The sequence below is a fragment of the Arthrobacter sp. JDC6 genome, assembly GCF_056484025.1.
The window spans coordinates 3,398,880-3,419,984 of sequence record NZ_CM151278.1; the positions used below are offsets into that span (position 1 = coordinate 3,398,880).

Annotated in this window: 21 protein-coding genes; 7 read left to right on the forward strand and 14 right to left on the reverse strand. The window is 68.1% G+C overall.

Going from position 1 to position 21,105, the window contains the following annotated elements; genetic code table 11:
- Positions 1–2: 2 nt before the first annotated feature.
- Positions 3–1,679, forward strand: a complete 1,677-nt coding sequence (locus tag ACV095_RS15735) for an FAD-binding dehydrogenase (protein ID WP_478223465.1) — start codon at positions 3–5, stop codon at positions 1,677–1,679.
- 56 nt (positions 1,680–1,735) lie between these two features.
- On the opposite strand, the gene ACV095_RS15740 is transcribed toward ACV095_RS15735, so the two are convergent.
- On the reverse strand, positions 1,736–2,236 hold the full coding sequence (locus ACV095_RS15740; RefSeq protein ID WP_144601507.1) for a GNAT family N-acetyltransferase: 501 nt from the start codon (positions 2,234–2,236) through the stop codon (positions 1,736–1,738).
- A 107-nt stretch (positions 2,237–2,343) separates the two neighbouring features.
- Between ACV095_RS15740 and ACV095_RS15745 the strand changes: the two genes are divergently transcribed.
- Together ACV095_RS15745 and ACV095_RS15750 are read left to right on the forward strand one after the other, a co-directional pair.
- Positions 2,344–3,234 (forward strand): potassium channel family protein, encoded by an 891-nt coding sequence (locus tag ACV095_RS15745; RefSeq protein ID WP_377204795.1) that lies wholly within the window; start codon positions 2,344–2,346, stop codon positions 3,232–3,234.
- Between the two features lie 39 nt (positions 3,235–3,273).
- Positions 3,274–3,780, forward strand: a complete 507-nt coding sequence (locus tag ACV095_RS15750) for a DinB family protein (protein WP_478222258.1) — start codon at positions 3,274–3,276, stop codon at positions 3,778–3,780.
- A 24-nt stretch (positions 3,781–3,804) separates the two neighbouring features.
- Here ACV095_RS15750 and ACV095_RS15755 read toward each other — a convergent pair whose 3' ends face one another.
- Together ACV095_RS15755 and ACV095_RS15760 are read right to left on the reverse strand one after the other, a co-directional pair.
- Positions 3,805–4,683 carry a CPBP family intramembrane glutamic endopeptidase gene (locus ACV095_RS15755; protein ID WP_134165531.1) on the reverse strand — a complete coding sequence of 293 codons (879 nt, stop codon included), beginning with the start codon at positions 4,681–4,683 and terminating at the stop codon, positions 3,805–3,807.
- A gap of 90 nt (positions 4,684–4,773) precedes the next feature.
- Entirely contained in the window at positions 4,774–5,823 is a 1,050-nt protein-coding gene (locus ACV095_RS15760; RefSeq protein ID WP_018770548.1) for a helix-turn-helix transcriptional regulator, read from the reverse strand.
- A 183-nt stretch (positions 5,824–6,006) separates the two neighbouring features.
- Here ACV095_RS15760 and ACV095_RS15765 point away from each other — a divergent pair, with 183 nt between their 5' ends.
- On the forward strand, positions 6,007–6,441 hold the full coding sequence (locus ACV095_RS15765; protein ID WP_018770549.1) for a nuclear transport factor 2 family protein: 435 nt from the start codon (positions 6,007–6,009) through the stop codon (positions 6,439–6,441).
- An 82-nt stretch (positions 6,442–6,523) separates the two neighbouring features.
- Here the strand turns inward: ACV095_RS15765 and ppsA are convergent, their stop codons facing one another.
- The 4 genes from ppsA to ACV095_RS15785 all read right to left on the reverse strand — a co-directional run bounded on the left by ppsA (position 6,524) and on the right by ACV095_RS15785 (position 11,599).
- Entirely contained in the window at positions 6,524–8,944 is a 2,421-nt protein-coding gene (gene ppsA / locus ACV095_RS15770) for a phosphoenolpyruvate synthase (RefSeq protein ID WP_134165530.1), read from the reverse strand.
- 145 nt (positions 8,945–9,089) lie between these two features.
- Positions 9,090–9,908, reverse strand: a complete 819-nt coding sequence (locus ACV095_RS15775) for a pyruvate, water dikinase regulatory protein (protein WP_018770551.1) — start codon at positions 9,906–9,908, stop codon at positions 9,090–9,092.
- A gap of 106 nt (positions 9,909–10,014) precedes the next feature.
- On the reverse strand, positions 10,015–10,824 hold the full coding sequence (locus ACV095_RS15780; protein WP_478222259.1) for a slipin family protein: 810 nt from the start codon (positions 10,822–10,824) through the stop codon (positions 10,015–10,017).
- Positions 10,825–10,840: 16 nt separating this feature from the next.
- Positions 10,841–11,599: a DUF222 domain-containing protein gene (locus ACV095_RS15785; protein WP_478222260.1), complete on the reverse strand. Its 759-nt coding sequence runs from the start codon at positions 11,597–11,599 to the stop codon at positions 10,841–10,843.
- 285 nt (positions 11,600–11,884) lie between these two features.
- Between ACV095_RS15785 and ACV095_RS15790 the strand changes: the two genes are divergently transcribed.
- On the forward strand, positions 11,885–12,373 hold the full coding sequence (locus ACV095_RS15790; protein WP_478222261.1) for a hypothetical protein: 489 nt from the start codon (positions 11,885–11,887) through the stop codon (positions 12,371–12,373).
- The gene (locus ACV095_RS15795) at positions 12,366–12,506 is read left to right on the forward strand and encodes a hypothetical protein (protein WP_186447861.1); all 141 of its coding nucleotides are present in this window, start codon (positions 12,366–12,368) and stop codon (positions 12,504–12,506) included. Before ACV095_RS15790 ends, ACV095_RS15795 begins: the two co-directional genes overlap by 8 nt.
- Here the strand turns inward: ACV095_RS15795 and ACV095_RS15800 are convergent.
- From ACV095_RS15800 to ACV095_RS15820, 5 genes are all read right to left on the reverse strand, one after another.
- Positions 12,503–12,763, reverse strand: a complete 261-nt coding sequence (locus ACV095_RS15800) for a hypothetical protein (protein ID WP_056393216.1) — start codon at positions 12,761–12,763, stop codon at positions 12,503–12,505. The two genes, ACV095_RS15795 and ACV095_RS15800, sit on opposite strands and share 4 nt — an antisense overlap.
- Before the next feature lie 173 nt (positions 12,764–12,936).
- Entirely contained in the window at positions 12,937–14,037 is a 1,101-nt protein-coding gene (locus ACV095_RS15805) for a DUF2891 family protein (RefSeq protein ID WP_056393214.1), read from the reverse strand.
- 31 nt (positions 14,038–14,068) lie between these two features.
- Positions 14,069–15,040: a DUF979 domain-containing protein gene (locus ACV095_RS15810; protein WP_018770558.1), complete on the reverse strand. Its 972-nt coding sequence runs from the start codon at positions 15,038–15,040 to the stop codon at positions 14,069–14,071.
- Entirely contained in the window at positions 15,037–15,750 is a 714-nt protein-coding gene (locus ACV095_RS15815) for a DUF969 domain-containing protein (protein WP_018770559.1), read from the reverse strand. The genes ACV095_RS15810 and ACV095_RS15815 overlap by 4 nt, the downstream gene beginning before the upstream one ends.
- Before the next feature lie 211 nt (positions 15,751–15,961).
- Positions 15,962–16,639 (reverse strand): GntR family transcriptional regulator, encoded by a 678-nt coding sequence (locus ACV095_RS15820; protein ID WP_056393210.1) that lies wholly within the window; start codon positions 16,637–16,639, stop codon positions 15,962–15,964.
- A gap of 69 nt (positions 16,640–16,708) precedes the next feature.
- On the opposite strand from ACV095_RS15820, the gene ACV095_RS15825 reads away from it, so the two are divergent.
- Positions 16,709–17,686 (forward strand): prenyltransferase/squalene oxidase repeat-containing protein, encoded by a 978-nt coding sequence (locus ACV095_RS15825; RefSeq protein ID WP_478222262.1) that lies wholly within the window; start codon positions 16,709–16,711, stop codon positions 17,684–17,686.
- A 7-nt stretch (positions 17,687–17,693) separates the two neighbouring features.
- Here ACV095_RS15825 and ACV095_RS15830 read toward each other — a convergent pair whose 3' ends face one another.
- Together ACV095_RS15830 and ACV095_RS15835 are read right to left on the reverse strand one after the other, a co-directional pair.
- Positions 17,694–19,442 carry an ATP-binding protein gene (locus ACV095_RS15830; RefSeq protein WP_134165526.1) on the reverse strand — a complete coding sequence of 583 codons (1,749 nt, stop codon included), beginning with the start codon at positions 19,440–19,442 and terminating at the stop codon, positions 17,694–17,696.
- The gene (locus tag ACV095_RS15835; RefSeq protein WP_478222263.1) at positions 19,435–21,105 is read right to left on the reverse strand and encodes a 5-oxoprolinase subunit B/C family protein; all 1,671 of its coding nucleotides are present in this window, start codon (positions 21,103–21,105) and stop codon (positions 19,435–19,437) included. The genes ACV095_RS15830 and ACV095_RS15835 overlap by 8 nt, the downstream gene beginning before the upstream one ends.

Consider the following 21,105-nt stretch of genomic DNA (forward strand, 5'->3'; position numbering starts at 1 on the left):
GCCTGGACGCGGACGTCATCATTATCGGCGGTGGCCTGGCCGGGCTGGTGGCCAGCAATGAGCTGGTCCGTGTGGGCAGGCGGGTGGCCATCGTGGACCAGGAAAACGCGGCCAACCTGGGCGGGCAGGCCTTCTGGTCCCTGGGCGGGCTCTTCCTGGTGGACACCCCCATGCAGCGGCGCCTGGGCGTGAAGGATTCCTTCGACCTGGCGTGGCAGGACTGGCAGGGTTCCGCCCAGTGGGACCGGCTTTCCGGGCCCAACCCTGAGGACGAGTGGGCACAGCAGTGGGGCCGTGCCTATGTGGAGTTCGCCGCCGGTGAGAAGCGCGCGTGGCTGCAGGAACAGGGCATCCGGTTCACCCCGCTGGTGGGCTGGGCCGAGCGCGGCGACGGCAGGGCCGGCGGCCACGGCAATTCGGTCCCCCGCTTCCACGTCCCGTGGGGAACCGGCACCGGGGTTTCGGAGCCGTTCGCGGACAAGGCGCGGGCGGCCTCCGGGGCGGGCAGCGCCAGGTTCTTCTTCCGGCACCGGGTGGACGGTTTAACGTTCGACGGCGGCACGGTCACCGGGGTGCGGGGCGCGGTGCTGGCGCCTGATGATTCCCCGCGCGGGGTGTCCTCAAACCGGGATGTTGTTGCCGATTTCGAACTCCGGGCCCAGGCTGTGGTGATCGCGTCCGGCGGAATCGGCGGCAACCACGGGCAGGTTCGGCGCTGGTGGCCTGCGCGGCTGGGGACGCCGCCGCGGAAAATGGTCACAGGCGTGCCGCAGCACGTCGACGGACGGATGCTGGACATCGCAGACGGGGCCGGGGTGCGGCTGGTGAACCGTGACCGGATGTGGCACTACACCGAAGGGATCCAGAACTGGAACCTCATCTGGCCGGACCATGCCATCCGGATCCTGCCCGGCCCGTCGTCCCTCTGGTTCGATGCCCTGGGCAGGCGCCTTCCCTCCCCCGGCCTGCCCGGCTACGACACCCTGGGCACCCTCCGCCTGCTCCGGACAACGCCGGAGCTCCAGCAGCACGACCATTCCTGGTTCATCCTCAACCAGCGCATCATCGAAAAGGAGTTTGCCCTCTCCGGCTCCGAGCAGAACCCGGACATCACCAACCGGGACCTCAAGCTGCTGCTGAAGACCCGGCTGGGCCGCGGCGCGTCCGGTCCCATCGAGGCGTTCAAGGAGCATGGCGCGGACTTTGTGGTGGCGGACAACCTGGCGGACCTGGTCCGCGGAATGAACGGGCTGACTGGCCAGCCGCTGCTGGACCATGCGCTGATAAGGCGGCAGATCGAGGAGCGGGACGCCGAGATCAGGAACCCCTTCTCCAAAGATGTCCAGGTGGCGGGTATCCGCAACAGCCGCCGGTACCTGGGCGACCGCCTCTTCCGTACCGTCAAGCCGCACCGGATCCTGGACCCCGCCGCGGGCCCTCTGATCGCCGTCCGGCTGCACGTTGTCACGCGGAAGACGCTGGGCGGGATCCAGACCAACCTTGACGGCCAGGCCCTCGGACAGGACGGCGCCCCCATTCCCGGGCTGTACGCCGCCGGCGAGGCAGCGGGGTTCGGCGGCGGCGGCGCCCACGGCTACAACGCGCTGGAAGGCACCTTCCTGGGCGGCTGTCTCTTCACCGGCCTGACCGCCGGCCGGGCGCTCGCCCGGGCGCTATGAACTGACTCCGCACTAAAGCCCCGCGCTGCACTCAGGCCACGGGCCGCCGTCGAACACTATTGGCTGCTGCGCCGGACCAACCGGAACTCCGGCAGCCCCTCCCACTCGGGTGGAAGCGTGTTGCGCCTGCCGTCCGGCCGGAACCCCTGCTTCAGGTAGAAGGCCAGGGCGCGGGGATTGTTCTCCACCACCCAGAGGTAGGCCGGGCCGGAGCCGACGGCGGCGCTCACCAGGGCTGCCCCAAGGCCCGTTCCGTAGGTCCGCCGGAGGGTGTAGATCGAGTAGAGCTCCACGGCTTCGGGGCCGTCGTCGTCGCGCCCCGGGCCGGCGTCCGCGAAGCCCACCAGGTCATTGTCGGCGTCCAGCGCGAGGATCCGTGGCTCGTCAGTGGCCAGGAATGGCCGCCGGCGTTCCACCCGCTCGGGGATGCTGGCCCTGCGGCGGCGGAAGAATTCCGCAGAGAGCAGATGCGGGTAGCACTCCTCATGGGCCAGAGTCTGCATGAGCACCACCGCCTCGGCGTCCTCCGGTGTCGCTTGGCGAAGTCGAAAGTCCATGGCGCCAGCCTAACCAGTGGCCCCTCGCTCCCACGCCGTGTTCCGCCGTCGAACCTCTATGCCTTGTCCGGTCCCCGGTTGGGCAGCCCGCGCACTTAAGATGAGGGATGAACTTCGAGGACGCGCTCCTGACGGTGATTGGTGCCGCGCTGATTCTGCTGATGGTCGCCGACGTCTTCCATACCCTGCTGTATCCGCACGGCTCGGGCCCGGTGGGCCGGACCATCATGCGCGGGTTCTGGCTGCTGTCCAGGAAACTCAGGGGCGGGGCCTCGTCCATCGCAGCTCCGCTGGCCATGGCGGCTGTCATCGCTGCCTGGGCGGCGCTGGCCGCCGTGGGCTGGGCGCTGCTGTACCTCCCGCATTTGTCGAACGGGTTCACCTACTCGGCCGACGTGCCCCGGCAGGCCGACTTTGCGGAGGCCCTGTACATCTCGCTGGTGGCCCTCTCCACCGCTGGATTCGGTGAGATCGTGGCCACGCACCCGCTGCTGCGGCTGGTGATGGCGTTCCAGGCCGTGGCCGGTTTCGGCCTGCTGACCGCCACGGTCTCGTGGATCCTGCAGACCTACCCGGCGCTGAGCCGCCGGCGCGCACTCGCCCACCAGTTGAACCTGTTCCGGGAAGCGGCGGGTCCGTCCGGCATCGCCTCACTTGATGCACGGCATGCAGCAGGACTGCTGGAATCCATGGCGGAGAACGTGGCGTCCGTGAGCATCGATCTCCTGTCCTTCCACGAGACCTATTACTTCCATGAGGTGGAGCAACGGGGTTCCCTTCCCGCCACCATCGCCTACGCCCACCACCTGGCCTCGGATGCGCAGGGCAGCGACAACCCCGAACTCCGGTTTGCCGGGCGGATGCTCTACGCGGCGCTGGACGACCTGGCCGAAGTGCTGCGCGGGAAGTTCGGCCACGTGGGAAGCACGTCCTCCGATGTGTTCGACCACTACGAGCTCCACCACAGGCACCGGCGGCCCCCGGAACCGCGGCCATAGCCGCAGGCGCTGCCAACCGCGGCTTGCTAGGGTCTGCTTATGGCTTCCCACTCCCACTCGATGGACGACGTCATCAACGAACCTGCGCGTGTCCAGTTCGAGTTCTTCCTGGATGAGCACCGGGCCGCGCTCAACGGGTGCCTGGACGGGCTGACCGAGGAGCAGGTCCGGCGTCGGCTGGTTCCCTCCCGCACCACACTGCTGGGGCTGGTGAAGCATGCCACCTTCGTGGAGAAGGTCTGGTTCGACGAAGCCTTCACCGGCTGTCCCCGCAGGGAGATCGGCATCCCCGCCACTCCTGACGAGTCGTTCATCCTGGACGACGGTGACACCATCGACTCCGTCCGGAAAGCCCACCGGGACGCGTGCGCCGCGTCCCGGGCTGCTGCCGCCCCTCTGGGCCTCGACGACGTCGTGACCGGCAACCGGCGGGGACCGCTCCCGCTGCGCTGGTTGTACCTGCACATGCTGCGGGAACTCGCCCAGCACTGCGGCCACGCGGACATCCTGCGCGAACAGATCCTGGCCGGCAAGGGCGCGGACTGAGATGCCGCCTCGGCCTCGCAGCGCTCAGGCCGGCGCCGTCGTCGTTCTTTGTTTTGTGAGGTCCCCGCGGCGGGCAAGGGCCACGGCAGCAACCAGCAGCCACATGGTGGCCGCCTGGCCCCAGGGATAGACTTGCTGCGGAATGCCAGGTGTCAGCGGGTTGAGGATGTACTGGAACGCCGCGAGGCTGACGTGCATCAGCGCTGCCAGAAGCATGCTGCCTGTATGGTCGTAAACCCACACCATGAGCACCCGGTACGCCGTAAGCTGGCCGACGAGGACGGCCACCAGCCACAGCGACAGGAAGATTCCCAGGGGCACCCCGCCATTGGTCCCGCCCCCACCCCAATAATTCACGAAGAAGTGCCACGCACCCCACAGCACCCCCACCAGGATTCCCGTCCACAGAACACTGAAGCGCTGCCTCGCCTTGGGGATGGCGAAGCCGGTCCAACCGATTTCCTCGAGAAATCCCGCCGCCAGCCCGATGGCCAGTCCAGTGATGATGGTGCCGCCCTTATCTGTAGCCGTGGCGATCCGAGGCGCGTAATCCGGGGACGCCAGCCAGAGCACCAGCACGAACGCGGCCAAACAGACCGGCGCCACCAGCAGGGCCAAATACCAGCGCCCGCCCACACGCCATCTCAGCAGCCTCGCCCGAAGGTCCCGGTAGCCAGCCCGTCCCGACACAACTCCGGTAAGCACCAGGCTGGCCAACGCTGGTCCGAGCAGCATCGCCGGCACGGTTACGGGGATGGTGAGCTGGAACTGCTCCGGCGTAGGCGACAGGCCGCCCGTGACAGCCCACACCGCCAGCACAATGGCGCCCCACGACAAGAGGAAGGTAACAACGTAGTACCACCACAGCGGGTGCGTGCGCACCGATTCCGCCAAGGCATGCATGGGATCCTCCGGTTGCCGGCTGTACCTCCAGCTTCCAGGGCGGGCGCCCCCTGACACAGAGTCCTCGGACCCGTTAAAACAGACTGCCGGTCAGGCCACGAGCCTGGCCACCAGCTCGCCGCGGCTGCCGACGCCCACCTTTTCAAAGAGCGATTTCAAGTGGTCGTGCACCGTGTGCGGCGAGATAAACAGGTGCCGGGCGATCTCCGCCGTCGAACTTCCGGCCAGCACCTCCAGGCAGACATCCCGTTCCCGGGCGGTCACGCCGTACGCCATCAGCAGCAGGGCCACGAGGTCGTGGGTGGTTGCCGGTTCCACGGTGACCACCATCTGTTCGGGATCATCGCCGGTGATGAGGCGGCTGGCCTGCAGCACCACCCAGTTGTTCCCGGCGTCGCGCATCCTGGCCCGCGCCGTCCCGGATGCCGCCGCATGCGCCTGCGCCACCACCGAATAAAGCGTCTGGCTGAAGCGCCCGGGCGCAGCGTCCTCCACCTGGGCAAGCCAGGAGGCGGCGGCCGGCGTGGCCGCGCGGAGGTCACCGTGCAGCCCGGCCAGGACAATGACAGGCCCCACGGCGGCCGGTCCCGCCGGGTGCGCCACGCGGACGGCGGCCCTGGTGGCCGACGCGAGCGTGGCAGTCACCGCGCCCAGGAATTCCACCTCCCGGTCGGTGAAGTCGCTGCCGCCTTCCCGGAAGATGCTCCCCACGCCCCAGCACAAGTCGTCCACGCGGAACGCGGCCCGCAACTCATGCTCGAAGCCCAGCGGCTTGATCAGGTCGTTGATCCGGACGCTGCGGACCACCTCACGGTGCGGCGCATCCGAAATCCTCGCGATGGGGCGGGGCCGGCGCAGCAGCTCGGCGAAGGTGTTGGGTTCCCGGCCTGTGTATTCGGACTGGGCAAAGCGGAGGAAATACTCCTCAAACTGGCGCCCACCCACCGGCCACGGCAGCCAGTTGGTAACGGAGGTCATCACCATGGAGGCGGGGTCGACGGCGGCCCAGCACCCTTGCTCGAACGGCACCTCCCGCTGCACCACGGCCAGCGCCGAGGTATAGAGGTCAGGCAGGTCCATCCCGCCGGCGGCCATGGCGGCGATGTCCCGCCGGGCACGCTCCGCGCGCTCCTCCCACATACCTCCAGTATCCGCCCGGCAGGCAGGCCGGCAATCCCCCAAATGGGTGGTTTTCCAGGCGCCCCGAAACCCCTGGTGCGGGGATCGCGGGGGTGTGTTCCGCCGTCGTACTTTTCCTTTTACGGACGCCGCACGAAGCGGGCCGTCCGTAGAGGAAAACCGGGAACCACAATGGAGGCTGCAATGGGACAGGCACGTGACGTCATGGGCCGGCTGATGACGGCCATGGACGCAAAGGACAGGGATGCGCTGGCAGGCTGCTACGCCGAAGGCGCCGTAATCAGCACTCCGGACCAGGGAGAGATCTCCGGCCGCGAGGCGATCACCAACTATTTCCTCCACTTCTGGGAGGCCATGCCGGACGTCACGTACCAGCAGGTGGCCACTCATGAGGCCGGGGACGTTGCCATCCTGGAGGGCTTCGTGGTGGGCACGAACACCGGGCAGCTGAACCTGCCCACCGGCGGGACGCTGCCGCCGACAGGAAAGCAGGTCCGGGTGCGAAGCTGCGACATCACCAAAGTGGAGGCAGGCCTGATCACCGCGCACCACGCCTACTTCGACCAGATGGAACTTCTTGGCCAGCTGGGGCTGCTCCCCGAACCGTCCAACCAGTGAAACCGTCCAACCAGTGAAGGCGGTTCCGTCACCACCTGTAGGCAGTGGCGGAACCGCCCCTTTAATCCTCAAGCGTTTCTGGTCAGGCTGCTCCGACGGCGGCCACGGCTGCACCTTCCGAAGCGTCAGCTGAGGCCCCCGCGAGCCGAAGCCAGGTGTCCACCACGGTGTCCGGGTTCAGGGAGACGGAGTTGACGCCTTCCTGTACCAGCCACTCGGCGAAGTCGGGGTGGTCGCTGGGGCCCTGGCCGCAGATGCCGACGTACTTTTCGCGGGCCCTGCAGGCCTTGATGGCCATGCTCAGCAGCTTCTTCACGGCCGGGTCCCGCTCATCGAAGCTGTTGGCCACAATCGCCGAGTCCCGGTCCAGGCCAAGGGTCAGCTGGGTCATGTCGTTGGAGCCGATGGAGAAGCCGTCGAAGTACTCGAGGAACTCGTCGGCGAGCAGTGCGTTGGAGGGAAGTTCGCACATCATGATCACCTCGAGGCCGTTCTCGCCGCGGCGCAGCCCGTTCTCGGCGAGCAGTTCGATGACGCCCCGCGCCTCGTCCAGGGTGCGCACGAACGGGATCATGAGCTTGACGTTGGTCAGCCCCATCTCGTTTCGCACGAAAGAGAGGGCCTCGCACTCAAGGTCGAAGCAGTCCCGAAAGGACGGCTCCAGGTACCGGGACGCGCCGCGGAAGCCGATCATCGGGTTCTCTTCATGCGGCTCGTACGCCGGGCCGCCGATGAGGTTGGCGTACTCGTTGGACTTGAAGTCGGACATCCGGACGATCACCGGTTCCGGCGCAAAGGCGGCGGCGATGGTGGCCACGCCCTCGGCCAGGCGCTTAATGTAGTACTCGCGGGGGCTGTCGTAGGCGCTGATCCGTTCCCGGATCTCGGCGGCCACATCCGCAGGCTGGCTGTCCAGGTTCAGCAGGGCCTTGGGGTGGATGCCGATCTGCCGGTTGATGATGAACTCCAGCCGGGCCAGGCCCACGCCGTGGTTGGGCAGCTGCGCGAAGGTGAACGCCTGTTCGGGGGTGCCCACGTTCATCATGACCTTCACCGGCGCCTCGGGCAGGTTGGTGATGCCGGTTTCCTCAACGCTGAAGTCCAGCAGGCCCTCGTAGATGGCCCCCGTCTCGCCGTCGGCGCAGGACACGGTGACTTCCTGGCCGTCGGACAGCGTGTCCGTGGCGTTGCCGGTGCCCACGACGGCGGGAATCCCCAGTTCGCGGGCGATGATGGCGGCGTGGCAGGTCCGCCCGCCGCGGTTGGTGACGATGGCGGAGGCGCGCTTCATGATCGGTTCCCAGTCGGGGTCGGTCATGTCCGCCACCAGCACGTCGCCGGTCTGGAACGACGCCATCTGGTCGATGGCGGTAAGGATCCGGACCTTGCCGGCCCCGATCCGCTGCCCGATGGCCCGGCCTTCCACCAGCACCGGGCCGGTTGCGTTCAGGCGGAAACGGCTCATGCTGCCCGGGGCCCGGCGGGACTGTACGGTTTCCGGGCGTGCCTGCAGGATGTACAGGCCGCCGTCGGTCCCGTCCTTGCCCCACTCAATGTCCATCGGACGGCCGTAATGCTTCTCAATGGCCACGGCGTGGCGGGCAAGCTGCTCCACGTCGTCGTCCGTCAGGCTGAAGCGCGAGCGCAGCGAAGCCTCCACCGGCACGAAGTCGATGGTGCGGCCGATCTCGCTGTTGTTGGTGTACGTCATCTGCAGGGCCTTCTCCCCCAGGCCGCGCTTGAGGATCGCCGGGCGGCCGGCCGCCAGGGCGGGCTTGTACACGTAGAACTCGTCCGGGTTCACCGCACCCTGCACCACGGCTTCACCCAGCCCGTAGGAGGAGGTGACGAACACGGCGTCCTGGAAGCCGGACTCCGTGTCCATGGTGAACATGACGCCGGAAGCGCCGACGTCGGAGCGCACCATGCGCTGGATGCCGGCCGAGAGTGCCACCTCGGCGTGTTCGAACTTGTGGTGCACGCGGTACGCGATGGCGCGGTCATTGTAGAGCGACGCGAAGACGTCCTTGATGGCCTGCAGGATGTTCTCGATCCCGCGGACGTTCAGGAAAGTCTCCTGCTGCCCGGCGAACGAGGCATCGGGCAGGTCCTCCGCCGTGGCGCTGGACCGGACCGCCCAGGACAGGTCCGCGGAGCCGGCATGCTTGTCCACCAGCTGCTGGTACGCCTCGCGGACCTGCGCTTCGAAGTCGGGCAGGAAGGGCGTATCCCGGACCAGGGAGCGGATTTCCTGGCCGGCGGAGGCCAGGGCCGTCACGTCATCCGTGTCCAGCCCCACCAGGCGATCGGCGATCTTCTGGTCCAGTCCGGAGTCGGACAGGAACCGGCGGTAGGCGTCTGCCGTGGTGGCGAAGCCGTCCGGAACCTGGACGCCGGCCGAGGTCAGGTTCTGCACCATCTCGCCCAGTGAGGCGTTCTTGCCGCCCACCTTGTCCAGGTCCTTGAGTCCAAGTTCAGAGAACCACAGAACGTCTGTCGTCATGATTGCTGCTCCTTTGCAGTGGGTGGCGTAAGCAATGCTGGCCGTCACGGTAGTGCCGGCCGGAAGAAAAAACCCTGTCAACAGTGGCAGGTCTGCAGCGCACTTTCCACATGATGTGCGCTACGCCACGTTTGTGAAATGGCGGCTAGTGCTTGAGGTTCATCCGCTGCAGGATGGTGGCCGCCATTTCCTCCACGGAGACGGTGGCGGAGTTCAGGTACGGGATCCGGTGGGAAACGTACAGCTGCTCGGCGCTGCGCAGCTCAAAACCGCACTGCCGCAGGGATGCGTAGGGCGAGCTGGGGCGCCGTTCGGTACGGATCTGGCTCAAGCGCAGCGGGTTGGAGGACAGGCCGAAACACTTCGACACGAAAGGCCGCAACGGCTTGGGCAGCCCGTCCCGCTGGAAGTCTTCATCCACCAGCGGGAAGTTCGCCGCGAAGATCCCGTGCTGCAGCGCCAGATACATGGTGGTGGGCGTCTTTCCGCACCGGGACGGGGCCACCAGGATCACCTGGGCCTTCTCCAGCGCACGCAGGCTCTGCCCGTCGTCATGCTCCATGGCGTACTCGACGGCGGCCATCCGGGACTGGTAGCGCGCGGCGTTCCCCAACCCATGCGCCCGGCCCGGCTCACCGCTGGCAGGGGTGCCCAGCGCCTGCTCCAGGACCCCCACATGGGTGCCGATCAGATCCACGATCACACCGTTGCAACCGCCAAGGATCTGCCGAATTTCGCTGTTGACGGCGGTGGAAAACACGAGGGGCCGGGGCCCGGCGGCAGCCAGGCCGTCGATGGTGCGGACCACGGACCTCGCCTGGTCGGGGGTGGTGATGAAGGGAATGGTGACGCGGTCGAAATTGTCCACCGGGAACTGCGTCAGCAGTGTATTGCCCAGTGTTTCCGCGGTGATGCCGGTACTGTCCGACAGGAAGTAGACAGGCCGTAGAGCAGCAGTGGTCATGGCACGACTTTAGCGGCCGCCGCGGTTCCGCACCGAAAGTCCGGGCGTGCTGGGTCCGGCCCGCTCCTTGGCTGCGCGCGAGTCAGACAGCGGGTCAGGCCGCCGGTCAGGCCGCCTTTACAGGTGACGGACCGGCCGCGGACGCCGCCTGGTTCTCGCGCGCCAGGAACGCGGAAAGTTCGCCGATGGTGCTCATCAGCGGGGCGGAGAACACCACCGTGGAGTTCTTGTCCACCGCGATTTCCACCAGGGACTGCAGGTTGCGAAGCTGCAGTGCCAGCGGGTGGGCCATCATGGTGTCGGAGGCATCGCCGAGCGCTGCCGCAGCGATGGCCTCGCCTTCGGCCGCAATGATCTTCGCTCTCTTCTCACGCTCCGCCTCGGCCTGGCGGGCCATGGCGCGCTTCATGCTTTCCGGCAGTTGGATGTCCTTGAGTTCCACCAGGGTGACTTCCACACCCCATTCGACGGTGAGCACGTCAAGGATTTCGCGGATGTCGCCGTTGATCCGTTCGGTCTCGGACAAGGTCTGGTCCAGGGTGTGGCGGCCCACCACCTTCCGCAACGTAGTCTGGGCGATCTGGTCGATGGCGGAGGCCACGTTCTCAATGGCGATGACGGACTTCACGGCGTCCACCACCCGGTAATAGGCCACGGCGGAGACGTCCACGCTGACGTTGTCCTGGGTGATGATGCCCTGCGACTGGATGGGCATGGTCACGATCCGTAGGCTGACCAGCGGCAGCCGGTCGATGATCGGGACAATCAGCCGCAGGCCCGGATCCCTGACGCCAATGACCCTGCCAAGCCGGAACAGTACGCCCTTCTCGTATTGCCGCACGATCCGGATGGACATTCTTGCAGCGATGAGAAGCAGGACAACGAGGACGATGACAACGATAGTGGTGGCGTCCACCAGGATCCCCTCCTGGTTACTCGAGTGGGACGTGCCGACGCCTGGGTGGCGCCGTGACAGGTGCCCTGCCTTTATTGTCCCACCAAAGGCGTGAGGGAGCCCAGGGAGGAGCTACCGGTTCCGCACATGGGGGCCACAGCGGTGGCTTGTCGCCTCCTTGGAGGTCCTGGTTGCCGCCACCGGTGAGCAGGGCGGCGGGGAGCACGTCAGCGCGGAGTTGCGAAAGGGCCCTGTGCTCGTCCTGGCCTTGGAGTCCCCTGGCAATGGCGGTGGTGCGGTTCCAGACCGCCGAGGCTGGGGTGGCGGGCAGATAGGCGGAGATCCAAGCCATCCCGTCACAGTCCGGCGTGTACTCCACGCGCCGGTCCGCTGCACTGCTGGCGTGGCGTCCTTCCAGGGTCTCCGGGTGGTGGCGTTCGCGCCAGATGCGGGCTTCGGCCTTGAACCGGTGGGCCGGCATCTCTCCGACCGGGCAACCCGGGGCCGGGTTGCCCGTGTCAGGATCCAGGAAGTGCGCTTCCAGGGCGGCTGCGCCTGCAGAGTCCAGGCTGGCGGTTTGGTCCACCATGGTCCGGGCATGCTGCCAAGAGATATGCCCGGAGCGCAGGGCAGCAAGAGTTAAGGGCAGCGAACTGGCCAGCGCATATGTTTCGGCCAGCAAAGCAGCATCCGCGCGATGACTAATTGACAGTACGCACGCTACCTCCGCCGCCACCGCCATCACATCCAGGCAGCCATCGGCCAGCATTTTGGCGGGCGGGATTGACCGGGTCAACGGGGGTCCCGCGCGTCCCGCGGGTCGGCAAACCGGAGGCTAGACTGGCCGGGTAAGGACGGATTGGGGGATCCATGGCGGCGCTGCCGCTGTTCCGCTGGTCGGTCGCAGCCAGCGGACCCAAGGATCACCGTGACCTTCTTCCAGGACTTTCCAGTACCTCCGCTCCCACCGAGGCCGAGGTCTCAACGGTACGTCCCGCCGCCATGGGCGGGCGCCCCAGTCTACGAGCTGCCGTCCGTGGTCCACATCGGCAGGTTTGTGTCCAGGACTCCGTGGAGGGTGGTGGCGGTCAAAAGTGCGGACGTGTTCTCCACCGGCTGCGTGTTCAACCTGTCCTGGCTGTTCCGCCGTGACCAGCAATCCGACGAAGACTGGGCCGACCTGCAGCACCTCTTCTTCCAGCCGGGAAGGGGCATCCGCAGTGGCCGCGGACAACAGACCGGCCTGATGTTCGGCGTCCAGTTCCCCGATGGTTCCAAAGCCAGCACCGGCACCCTGGGTCCCCACGGCTTCGTGGAGCGTGGCCAGGAACCCGAACCTCCGGCGCTGGTCCTGAACAATGGCGGCGGCGGTGGCGGAGAGGATGAGTTCCAGGGCACCGGCTCGCTCTGGCTCTGGCCGCTTCCCCCTGCCGGCAGCCTCCGCCTGGTTTCCCAGTGGACCGATTTCGGCCTTGAGGAAACGTCCATCATGCTCGACGGCGGGAAGTTGCGGGATGCCGCAAAGGCAGCCCAGCAGTACTGGCCGGAGGAGGGCAGCAAACATGGGTGACTTCACAGGCTTGGTCCTGTTTGTCCTCTTCGGAGCGGTCTTCTTCTACATCCTCTACGGCGTCATCCGCGCCGCAGTCCGGGACGGAATCGTCCAGGCGGATGAGCGCCGCGCGGACCGGCGTCGTACCTAAATCGAGGACACGATGCTTCCGTAGCCCTGCAGGAACATCCGGCGGCCCTGGCCGTCGTCGGTCCACACCCAAATGACCGAGTAGTCGGACGTGACGGCGTCCACCACACCCGTGCCGGCCAGGGTTCCCTCGGCGAAGCGGACCCGGTCCCCCACCGCCAGCCGCGGGTGCCTGGTCCGCTTCCTCCTGGGCCGAAGCGTGGTGGACTCCACTGCTGTTGCGGGGTCTGGCGGGCAGGTCGTGAGCTGCTGGCGCATGGGATTCCTTGGGCTCGCGGGCGGATGGTCAGCTCATTACAACCCTGCCCGCTGCTCCCAGGTCACGCACTCGCGCGTGGTGATGCAAGACTAGCTGTCCACCGGCGTGGCATGCACCCACCAGACGCTCCGAACGGAGTGTGACTGGTGCGTGCGCCACGCCAGCCCGGGAATCAGTCGAGTTCAGCCACCGATCCCAGCGCATCCCACGCGAAGCTGGCCAGCCAGTGCGTGGACATGAAGTCGCCGCTTTCCAGTCCGGACAGCCCGGCCTTCAGGAGCGGGTCCAGCGCGTCGGACAGCACGGCCGCGGCGGCCGAGGCTTCCGGGCCGCTGGATTGACGAAGCGTGGCGATGATCCGTGCCACCTGTCCCGCGCGGGTCAGGTTCAGTCCGTGCAGGTGCACCAGGTAGCCGTCGGTCTCATCCGTCACGCTCACCGGCTGCAGGATGCGCGATGCGGTGGACAGCTCCGGCAGGAACCCCGCGAACCACCCGGCGAACTCGTCCGCGGAAAGCACGCGGCGCATCAGGTCCGCCTCGCTCAGGCCCGCGGAGAGGAAGTCCTGGCCGCTGAGCTCCCAGTCGCCCGGCCAGCCGCGGTCATTGGCAAACCAGGTGCGCGCCGCGTCCTCGCACGCTTTGGCGGCATCAACCCTGCCCAGGGAGCGGAAGGCATCCAGCATGTACCCCACACCGAACGCGGCGTTGGTGTGCAGCCCGTGCCGGACGGGATACTGCGCCTTGGCCATCCAGGCGGCGCTGAGCTCCGCCACGGCATCCACCAGGGGTTCCAAAGCGGTGCCCCATTGGCGGATCTCCGCATCCGGGGAGGCGGAGCAGGTGGCGGCCAGCCGCATCAGCCAGGCCCAGCCGTAGGGCCGCTCCCAGGACGGGTTGGCCAGCAGGTAGTCCCGTTCCACTGCCAGCTTGGCCGGGGTCAGGTTGGCGCCCAGGGCTGCCCGGAGCGACGCCTCGGTGGCGGCATCCACCCAAGCCGCCGTGCCGCCGTCGGACGCTCCTGCCGCGGTAGTCCCAGCAAAGGGTGACCCTGGAGTGCCGCCCACCAGGCTCGCCCCCAGCCAGTGCATGTGCACGCAGGAGTGCCAGTCGAAGGAGGTGTAGAAGGCGGGGTGGATCTGCTCGGGGGTTGGCCTGTCGTCGGCTGACACCTGGGTGTGGTGGGCCGAGTGCGGGAAGGGCTCGGAAAGGTTGCCCAGCACCACGGCCGCGTAGTCCGGTGCCGCCTGTGCGCGAAGATCGTTGTCCATCATGCTCCTTTGAATGGCAGGGTCTGCGGAAGGGTTAGTGGAAGGCCAGGAAGTACATCAGCGCGATGTTCACCGCCAGCAGCGGGATGGCCGTGCCCACCTGTGCGGCGATGACGCCGTATTTGTTGTCCATTTCCAGCAGCGCGGACGGCACCAGGTTGAAGTTGGCTGCCATGGGCGTGCAGAGCGTTCCGCAGAAGCCGGCCAGCATGCCGATCGCGAAGACGATCGCGGGGTCACCGTGGAACGTCTCCACCAGCACGGGCCAGCCGATGGCAGCGGTCATGATGGGGAACGCAGCGAAGCCGTTGCCCATCAGCACGGTGAACAGGAACATGCCGATGCAGTAGACCAGCACGCCGGCGATCAGTGAGCCCTTGGGCAGCAGGCCGGAGGCGAGCGTGCCCACGGCGGTGCCCACGCCGGCTTTGGTGAAGAGGATGCCCAGCGTGGTGAGCATCTGGGGCAGCAGCGCGGCCCAGCCGATGGATTCGAGGATCCGGCGGCTTTCGAAGATGGGCGTGGCCGGGTTCTTGGGCTTGAGGATCACCAGGGCCACGACGACGGCAGCCACGGCGCCGATGGCCAGGGCTACCAGCGTGGTGTTCTTGGGGTCCAGCAGCGGGGTGCCGCCGATGGACAGCAGCGGGGCTGCGAGCACCAGGATGACGGTGACCAGGGGCAGCGTCAGGGCCGGGATGAAGAGCTTGTTGCCGAAGCGCTTGGCGAAGGCCTCGCGCTCGTGGCCGGTGGAGGTGCGGTGCTTGCCGTGGCCCAGCAGGCCGGTGGAGGCCAGCACCACCAGGACCAGGACGGCGATGCCCAGGATCCAGCCGGGCGCCGTGCCGGCCTGGACCCAGGTGCTGTAGAAGAAGCACAGGCCCAGCAGGCCCCAGAAGGAGGAGCTGCCCCAGCGGCGGGGGTGGTTGGTGTCGGCGGCAATGAGTGATGCCCAGGCGACGAACAGAAGGCCGATCAGCCAGTAGACGGCTTCAACGTTGATCATTTCGCTTCTCCTGCGGTTTCCTTCTGGGCGGTGAGCTCGTATTCGCGGTATTCCTTGTCCAGCTGCTTGTCCAGGCGCAGGAGCCGGAAGCCGTGGATGAGGAAGGCCGCGATGGCGGTGGGGATGGCCCAGAGGGCCAGCTGGAGCGGTTCCAGGTGCAGGTGGTACGTGGTGTCCACGAACGTGGTGATCAGCAGGATGGAGCCGACGGCGACGAACACGTCCTCGCCGAAGAACACGCCCACGTTGTCCGCCCCGGCGGAGTGGCCCTTGATCTTCTCGCTGATTTTGTCGGGGACGTGCCCGTAGCGGCGCAGCGCTGCGCCTTCGGCCATGGGGAACACTAGCGGGCGGACGGTCTGGGCGTGGCCGCCGATGCTGTTCAGGCCGACGGCGGCGGTGATCTGGCGGACGGCCAGGTAGCCGATCAGGACCCGGCCTGCCGTCAGCTTGGCGAGCCGGCCGATGAGGACCTTGGCCTGTTCCTGCAGCCCGAAGAACTCGATGATTCCCACCACGGGCAGCACGGCCACGAAGATGGTGACCGAGCGGCTGCTGGCAAAACCGGTTCCGAACGAGTCGAGGATCTGCGCGGGGTTCATGCCGCCCAGAAGTGCGGTGACGATACCCGCAACGGTGACGACAATCAGGGGGTTCAGGCGGATGGCGAAGCCAACGATCACCAGTAGCACCCCGATGAGTACAAGCATGATTATCCCTTCCCAGGGGACCCGTGACGGGTCTGCGAAAGTGGGGGCCGGCGCGTCCGTGAGTGTGGTGGTGGGGGTGACGGCGCCGAGGGGCGGGAGCCCCGGACACGTTAGGGCTGCAGGGTTAAGTGAGCTGCAGAACAACGGTGTGATCTAAAGCATAGCTTTTTGTTCAACAATCCTGCAACCCCCTTTTTTGGGGAAGGGTTGGCTAGCGGCCGACGGCGGCGAGCAGCTGCGCTTCCGCGCGGTCCAGGTAGGCGGCCAGGAAGTCCGCTGCCGCGGCCAGTTCGCCGGCTTCCAGGAGGTCCACGATCCGGGCGTTGTCCTCCACGTAGGGCTCGTGGAAGGCAGGGTTGGCCGCCATCGAGTGGAACACCAGGCGCATCTCGGCCAGCACCTGGTCCATGAGGCTGTTGAGCCGCTCGCTGCCGGAGCGGTCAACGATGGCGCGGTGGAAGTCCTGGTTGGCGCTGGCCATGCCGGGGATGTCGCCGTCGGCGGCAGCCGCCCTGGCGGCCTTGATGATTGCCGCCAGGGGCTCCAGCGGGGCATCGCCGGACCACAGGACCGCCGCGGGCTCCAGGAACCGGCGCACCCGGTAGATTTCGCGGATGTCGTCTGCCGTGGGGTGGGCCACGAACACACCACGGTTGGGGATGCGGGTCACGATGTGTTCGGCATGGAGCGCCGTGAATGCTTCCCGCAGGGTGTTGCGGGACACGCCGAGGGCCTCGCGGAGGGCTTCCTCGGCGAGCTTTGATCCGGGAGCCAGCTGCCCGGCGGCGATGCGGCTGCGCAGCTGGGCGGCCACCCATAGGCCCGTTTCGGCGTGCTTTGTGGTCCTGGCCTGGGCTTGGAGATCAGCCAGTACCTCGTCAAACGTCATGGCACCACGATATCGGGCAGGACAGCGGTGCCCTGTCCGCACCGGACGTATTCCGCCATCATGGTGACCATGACGTGGCTTGACGGCCTCCGGTTCGACCCGATCGCCCCGCTGCTGTCCAGCGGTCACCCCGCCGTGCGCTCCTGGGCCGTCCGCGAGCTGGTCCCCGGACCGGGAGGGCTGCCGGCCGCCCCGGCGGCCGATGAGGCACTCTGGGACCTTCCGGTCCCGCGCCGGATCCTGCGGCACCAGGCGGCGGATGGGTCGTGGGCCTATCCGGGAAGACGGCCCCGGGACCGCATGGATTACGACCTGCTGGAGACCTACCGGCAACTCGGGTTCCTCGTGGAGATGTTCGGGCTCACCCGCCGGCATCCGGCCATCGCCGCGGCCGGCGGTTATGTGCTTTCACACCAGTCCGAGCCAGGTGACCTTCGGGGGATTTACGGCAACCAGGTGTCTCCCAACTACACGGCGGCCCTCATCGGGCTCCTGTGCAAAGCGGGGTACGGCGACCACCCGCGCGTGGAACGCGCGTTCAGCTGGCTTGAGGCGTCGCGGCAGGACGACGGCGGCTGGGCCCTTCCCCTCCGCACCCGGGGGAGGAAGCTGGACGCGCTGGACGAGCCGCAGACCATCACCGGCGATCCGTCGCAGCCGTTCTCGCACCTGATCACCGGGGTGGTGCTCAGGGCCTACGCGGCCCATCCCGCGCACCGCGCAAGCACCTCCGCACAGAAGGCCGCGGAAATGCTGGCGGGCCGCTTCTTCGAGCCGGACGCCTATCCTGATAAGGGCCGCGTCTCCGACTGGACCGAGTTCTGCTTTCCCTTCTGGATGACGGACCTCGTTTCCGCCCTCGACGCGATCAGCATCATCCACCCCGGCCTTCGAACGGAAAAAACCGGCCAGGCGCGCGACTGGCTGGCCGCGCACCAGGAGCCGTCAGGGCTCTTCACCGGCCACCTGCTCCGGGACAGGTTCCACGACCTCCAGCTCTGGTTCAGCCTGGCGGTGTGCCGCGTGTTCGCGCGGATGCCCTCGTGAGGTGCGTTCAGGAAATGGTGGTGAGCACCTGCCCGGGCCCGACGGCGTCTCCGGCCGCCGCGTACAGCTCACCGACGGTGCCGGCGCGGTGGGCGGCCACGGCCGTCTCCATCTTCATGGCTTCGAGCACCAGCACCGCTTCGCCTTCCTCGACGCTGGCCCCGGGCTCAGCCAGCCACTTGACCACGGTGCCGGCCATGGTGGCCAGCAGGTCGCCGTCGTTCTTCTCCGCCGCAGCCTCCCCGCCGTCCTGCGGAGCCGCTGCGCGTCCCCTGCCGCCGCCGTCGAGCAGGGAATCGAGCAGCGCCTTGGGGAGTCCCAGCTCCATCCGCTTGCCGTCCACCTCGATGCCGATGGTCCGGCGGGGCTCTTCCGGCGCGGCGGGACTGAAGGCCGGATCCGCCTCAAGGGCGGTGGTGAATTCGTTTTCGATCCAGGTGGTGTAGACGCCCAGCGTGTCGGTCCGGGTGAAGTCCGGCGCGTCCACCACCGCGCGGTGGAACGGCAGCACGGTGGCCAGGCCGCCGATGCGGAACTCCCGCAGGGCGCGGCGGGCACGGCGGAGCGCCTGCTGGCGGTCCGCCCCGGTCACCACGAGTTTGGCCAGCAGGGAATCGAACTGCCCGGGGACCACCGAGCCCGAACGGACGCCGGTGTCCACCCGGATCCCGGGACCGGTGGGGGCTTCGAAGGTTTCCACGGTGCCGGGGGACGGCAGGAAGCCGCGGCCCGGGTCCTCGGCGTTGATCCGGAACTCAAAGGCGTGCCCGCGCGGCTCCGGGTCCTCGAGGATGGGAAGCTTCTCCCCCGCCGCGATGGACAGCTGGGCGGCCACCAGGTCCACCCCGGAGGTCTCCTCGGTGATGGGATGCTCCACCTGCAGGCGGGTGTTGACTTCCAGGAAGCTCAGGAAGCCCGTGCCGTCCAGCAGGTACTCCACGGTGCCGGCACCGACGTAGCCCGCTTCGCGGCAAATGGCCTTGGCCGAGGCGTGGATGGCGGCCCGCTGCTCAGCGGTGAGGAAGGGGGCGGGGGCTTCCTCCACGAGTTTCTGGTGGCGGCGCTGCAGCGAACAGTCGCGGGTGCCCACCACCACCACGTTGCCGTGCGTGTCCGCGATGACCTGGGCCTCCACGTGGCGCGGCCGGTCCAAAAACTTCTCCACGTAGCATTCGCTCCGGCCGAAGGCGGCCAGGGATTCGCGGACCGCGGAGTCGAAGCTTTCCTCGATGTCGGCCTGGTCCCGGACCACCTTGAGGCCACGCCCGCCGCCGCCGAACGCCGCCTTGATGGCCACGGGAAGGCCCACCTGTTCGGCGAAGGCGCGGACCTCCGCGGCGCTGGCCACCGGTCCGTCGCTGCCGGGTGCCAGCGGGGCGCCGGCCCGGACCGCCACCTCGCGGGCGCTGACCTTGTCGCCCAGCAGCCGGATGGTCTCCGGGGAGGGGCCGATCCAGGTCAGGCCGGCGTCGATTACGGCCTGGGCGAAGCCGGCGTTCTCGGACAGGAAGCCGTAGCCGGGGTGGACGGCGTCGGCGCCGCTTTTCGCCGCAACGGCGAGGAGCTTGTCGATGTCCAGGTAGGTTTCCTGGGGCCGGGAGCCTGACAGCGCGTAGGCCTCGGTGGCGGCGGAGACGTGCAGCGCGTCGGCGTCCGGGTCGGCGTAGACGGCCACGCTTTCCAGGCCTGCATCGTCGCAGGCCCGGGCGATCCGGACGGCAATTTCGCCGCGGTTGGCAATGAGGACTTTACGCATGGGGGCTTTCCTTAGGTGTTTCGGGCAGTTCTGCCGGAGGAGCTGCGGCGGTGAACCGGACGGTTGTGCCCGGGGGAAGCTGGGCGGCCTTGTCCAGGTCGGCATGGACGACGACGGCAATCACCGGGTACCCGCCGGTCACCGGGTGGTCGGAGAGGAACAGGACGGGCTGGCCTTCCGGCGGCACCTGCACGGCGCCGCGGACGGTTCCTTCGCTGGCGAGTTCGCCGTCCCGGCTGCGGCTGAGCGGCTGGCCGTTGAGGCGCAGTCCGATCCGGTTGGACTGCGGCGTGACGGTCCATTCCTGGGCCAGGAAGTCCTGCAGCGTGTCGGTGCTGAACCAGTCCTGCCGGGGTCCGGGGACCACCCGCAGCACGGTTGCCCCGTCCTGAATCGGAAGGGGGGACACTTCCGGGTGGCCCACCACGCTGCCCGGTTTGGCGGCGTGCACCGGCAGGATGGTTCCCGCTCCGAGCAGCTCGGGGCCGATCCCTGACATGGTGTCCGTGGAGCGGCTGCCGAGAGCATCGGGGCCACCGAGTCCACCGCGGACGCCGATGTAGGAGCGGAGCCCTGCCGTGGGGGTGCCCACGGTCAGCCTCTCCCCCGCCAACAGCGCGAAGGGGGCGTCGCACGCGGGGTGCCGCGCCGCCGTCGTCCGCTGGCTGTCCTCTTTTGAGTCTGCCCCCGGTGTGATCTGCAGCGGGACGGCCGCTCCGGCGACGGCCAGGACCTGGTCGGTGAGGGCCTCGAGTTCGAGGCCGCCGAAGAGGAGTTCGATGCCGGCTGCGCCTTCGGCGTTGCCCACCAGGCGGTTGGCGCGGCGGAGGGCTCCGCGGTCCATGGCGCCGGCGCTGCTGACACCCAGCGAGGCGAAGCCCGGCCGGCCCAGGTCCTGGATGGTGGCCTGCAGCCCCGGTTTGCGGACGGCAAGGCCTGCGTTCCCCTGGTGCTCTGCCGTCCGGTTGGCGGGGACTTTGGGCCGTTCCGTCATGACGGCGTGGCTGCGGACGGCCTTGAAGCGGACGGTATCGCCGGGGCGGATGAGGGCGGGATTTTCCCGGTCCAGGTCCCACATGGCGGCTTCGGTCCGGCCGATCAACTGCCAGCCGCCCGGCGACTGCCGCGGGTAGACGGCCGAGTACGCGCCGCCCAAGGCCACAGCGCCGGCGGGCACGGCCGTGCGCGGGGATCGGCGCCGTGGGACTTCGAGGCTGGGGTTTTCGCCGCTGAGGTAGGCGAAGCCCGGTGCGAATCCGGCAAAGGCTGCGGTCCAGAGCTGGCCGGCATGCGCGGCCACCACTCCCTCACGGCCCAGTCCGGTGAGCGACGCCACCTCGTCCAGGTCCTCGCCGTCGTACACCACGTCGATGGTGACCAGCGCGCTCTCGGTGTCCGCTGGCGCCTCAAGGTCCAGCCCGCGGACGTGCGCGGCCAGCGCCTGGACTGCTTGGGGCGAATCCGCGGTGACAAGGACGGTTGATGCGGCTGCGATGACGTCGATCTGGCCCGGCTGCGGGTGTGCGGTCAGCTGCGCCTGGAGGCTGAGGACGGCATCGAGGGAGGACAGCTCCACCAGGATGGCCCGGTCACCCGCGCGCCGGATCCCGGTCAGCTCCGGGCGAGGGGCAGTGGCGGTGCGCTGCTGCTGCGTGGCGGCCAT

Excerpts from the sequence above, each read along its gene's own strand:
- ACV095_RS15750 (WP_478222258.1), top strand. The coding sequence starts at position 3,274 with ATGGCTTCCCACTCCCACTCGATGGACGACGTCATCAACGAACCTGCG.
- ACV095_RS15775 (WP_018770551.1), bottom strand. The coding sequence starts at position 9,908 with ATGACCACTGCTGCTCTACGGCCTGTCTACTTCCTGTCGGACAGTACC.
- ACV095_RS15765 (WP_018770549.1), top strand. The coding sequence starts at position 6,007 with ATGGGACAGGCACGTGACGTCATGGGCCGGCTGATGACGGCCATGGAC.
- ACV095_RS15835 (WP_478222263.1), bottom strand. The coding sequence starts at position 21,105 with ATGGCCGCCACGCAGCAGCAGCGCACCGCCACTGCCCCTCGCCCGGAG.
- ACV095_RS15800 (WP_056393216.1), bottom strand. The coding sequence starts at position 12,763 with ATGCGCCAGCAGCTCACGACCTGCCCGCCAGACCCCGCAACAGCAGTG.
- ACV095_RS15820 (WP_056393210.1), bottom strand. The coding sequence starts at position 16,639 with ATGACGTTTGACGAGGTACTGGCTGATCTCCAAGCCCAGGCCAGGACC.
- ACV095_RS15815 (WP_018770559.1), bottom strand. The coding sequence starts at position 15,750 with ATGCTTGTACTCATCGGGGTGCTACTGGTGATCGTTGGCTTCGCCATC.
- ACV095_RS15745 (WP_377204795.1), top strand. The coding sequence starts at position 2,344 with ATGAACTTCGAGGACGCGCTCCTGACGGTGATTGGTGCCGCGCTGATT.
- ACV095_RS15760 (WP_018770548.1), bottom strand. The coding sequence starts at position 5,823 with ATGTGGGAGGAGCGCGCGGAGCGTGCCCGGCGGGACATCGCCGCCATG.
- ACV095_RS15825 (WP_478222262.1), top strand. The coding sequence starts at position 16,709 with ATGACGTGGCTTGACGGCCTCCGGTTCGACCCGATCGCCCCGCTGCTG.
- ppsA (WP_134165530.1), bottom strand. The coding sequence starts at position 8,944 with ATGACGACAGACGTTCTGTGGTTCTCTGAACTTGGACTCAAGGACCTG.
- ACV095_RS15740 (WP_144601507.1), bottom strand. The coding sequence starts at position 2,236 with ATGGACTTTCGACTTCGCCAAGCGACACCGGAGGACGCCGAGGCGGTG.
- ACV095_RS15755 (WP_134165531.1), bottom strand. The coding sequence starts at position 4,683 with ATGCATGCCTTGGCGGAATCGGTGCGCACGCACCCGCTGTGGTGGTAC.
- ACV095_RS15795 (WP_186447861.1), top strand. The coding sequence starts at position 12,366 with ATGGGTGACTTCACAGGCTTGGTCCTGTTTGTCCTCTTCGGAGCGGTC.
- ACV095_RS15805 (WP_056393214.1), bottom strand. The coding sequence starts at position 14,037 with ATGATGGACAACGATCTTCGCGCACAGGCGGCACCGGACTACGCGGCC.
- ACV095_RS15810 (WP_018770558.1), bottom strand. The coding sequence starts at position 15,040 with ATGATCAACGTTGAAGCCGTCTACTGGCTGATCGGCCTTCTGTTCGTC.
- ACV095_RS15830 (WP_134165526.1), bottom strand. The coding sequence starts at position 19,442 with ATGCGTAAAGTCCTCATTGCCAACCGCGGCGAAATTGCCGTCCGGATC.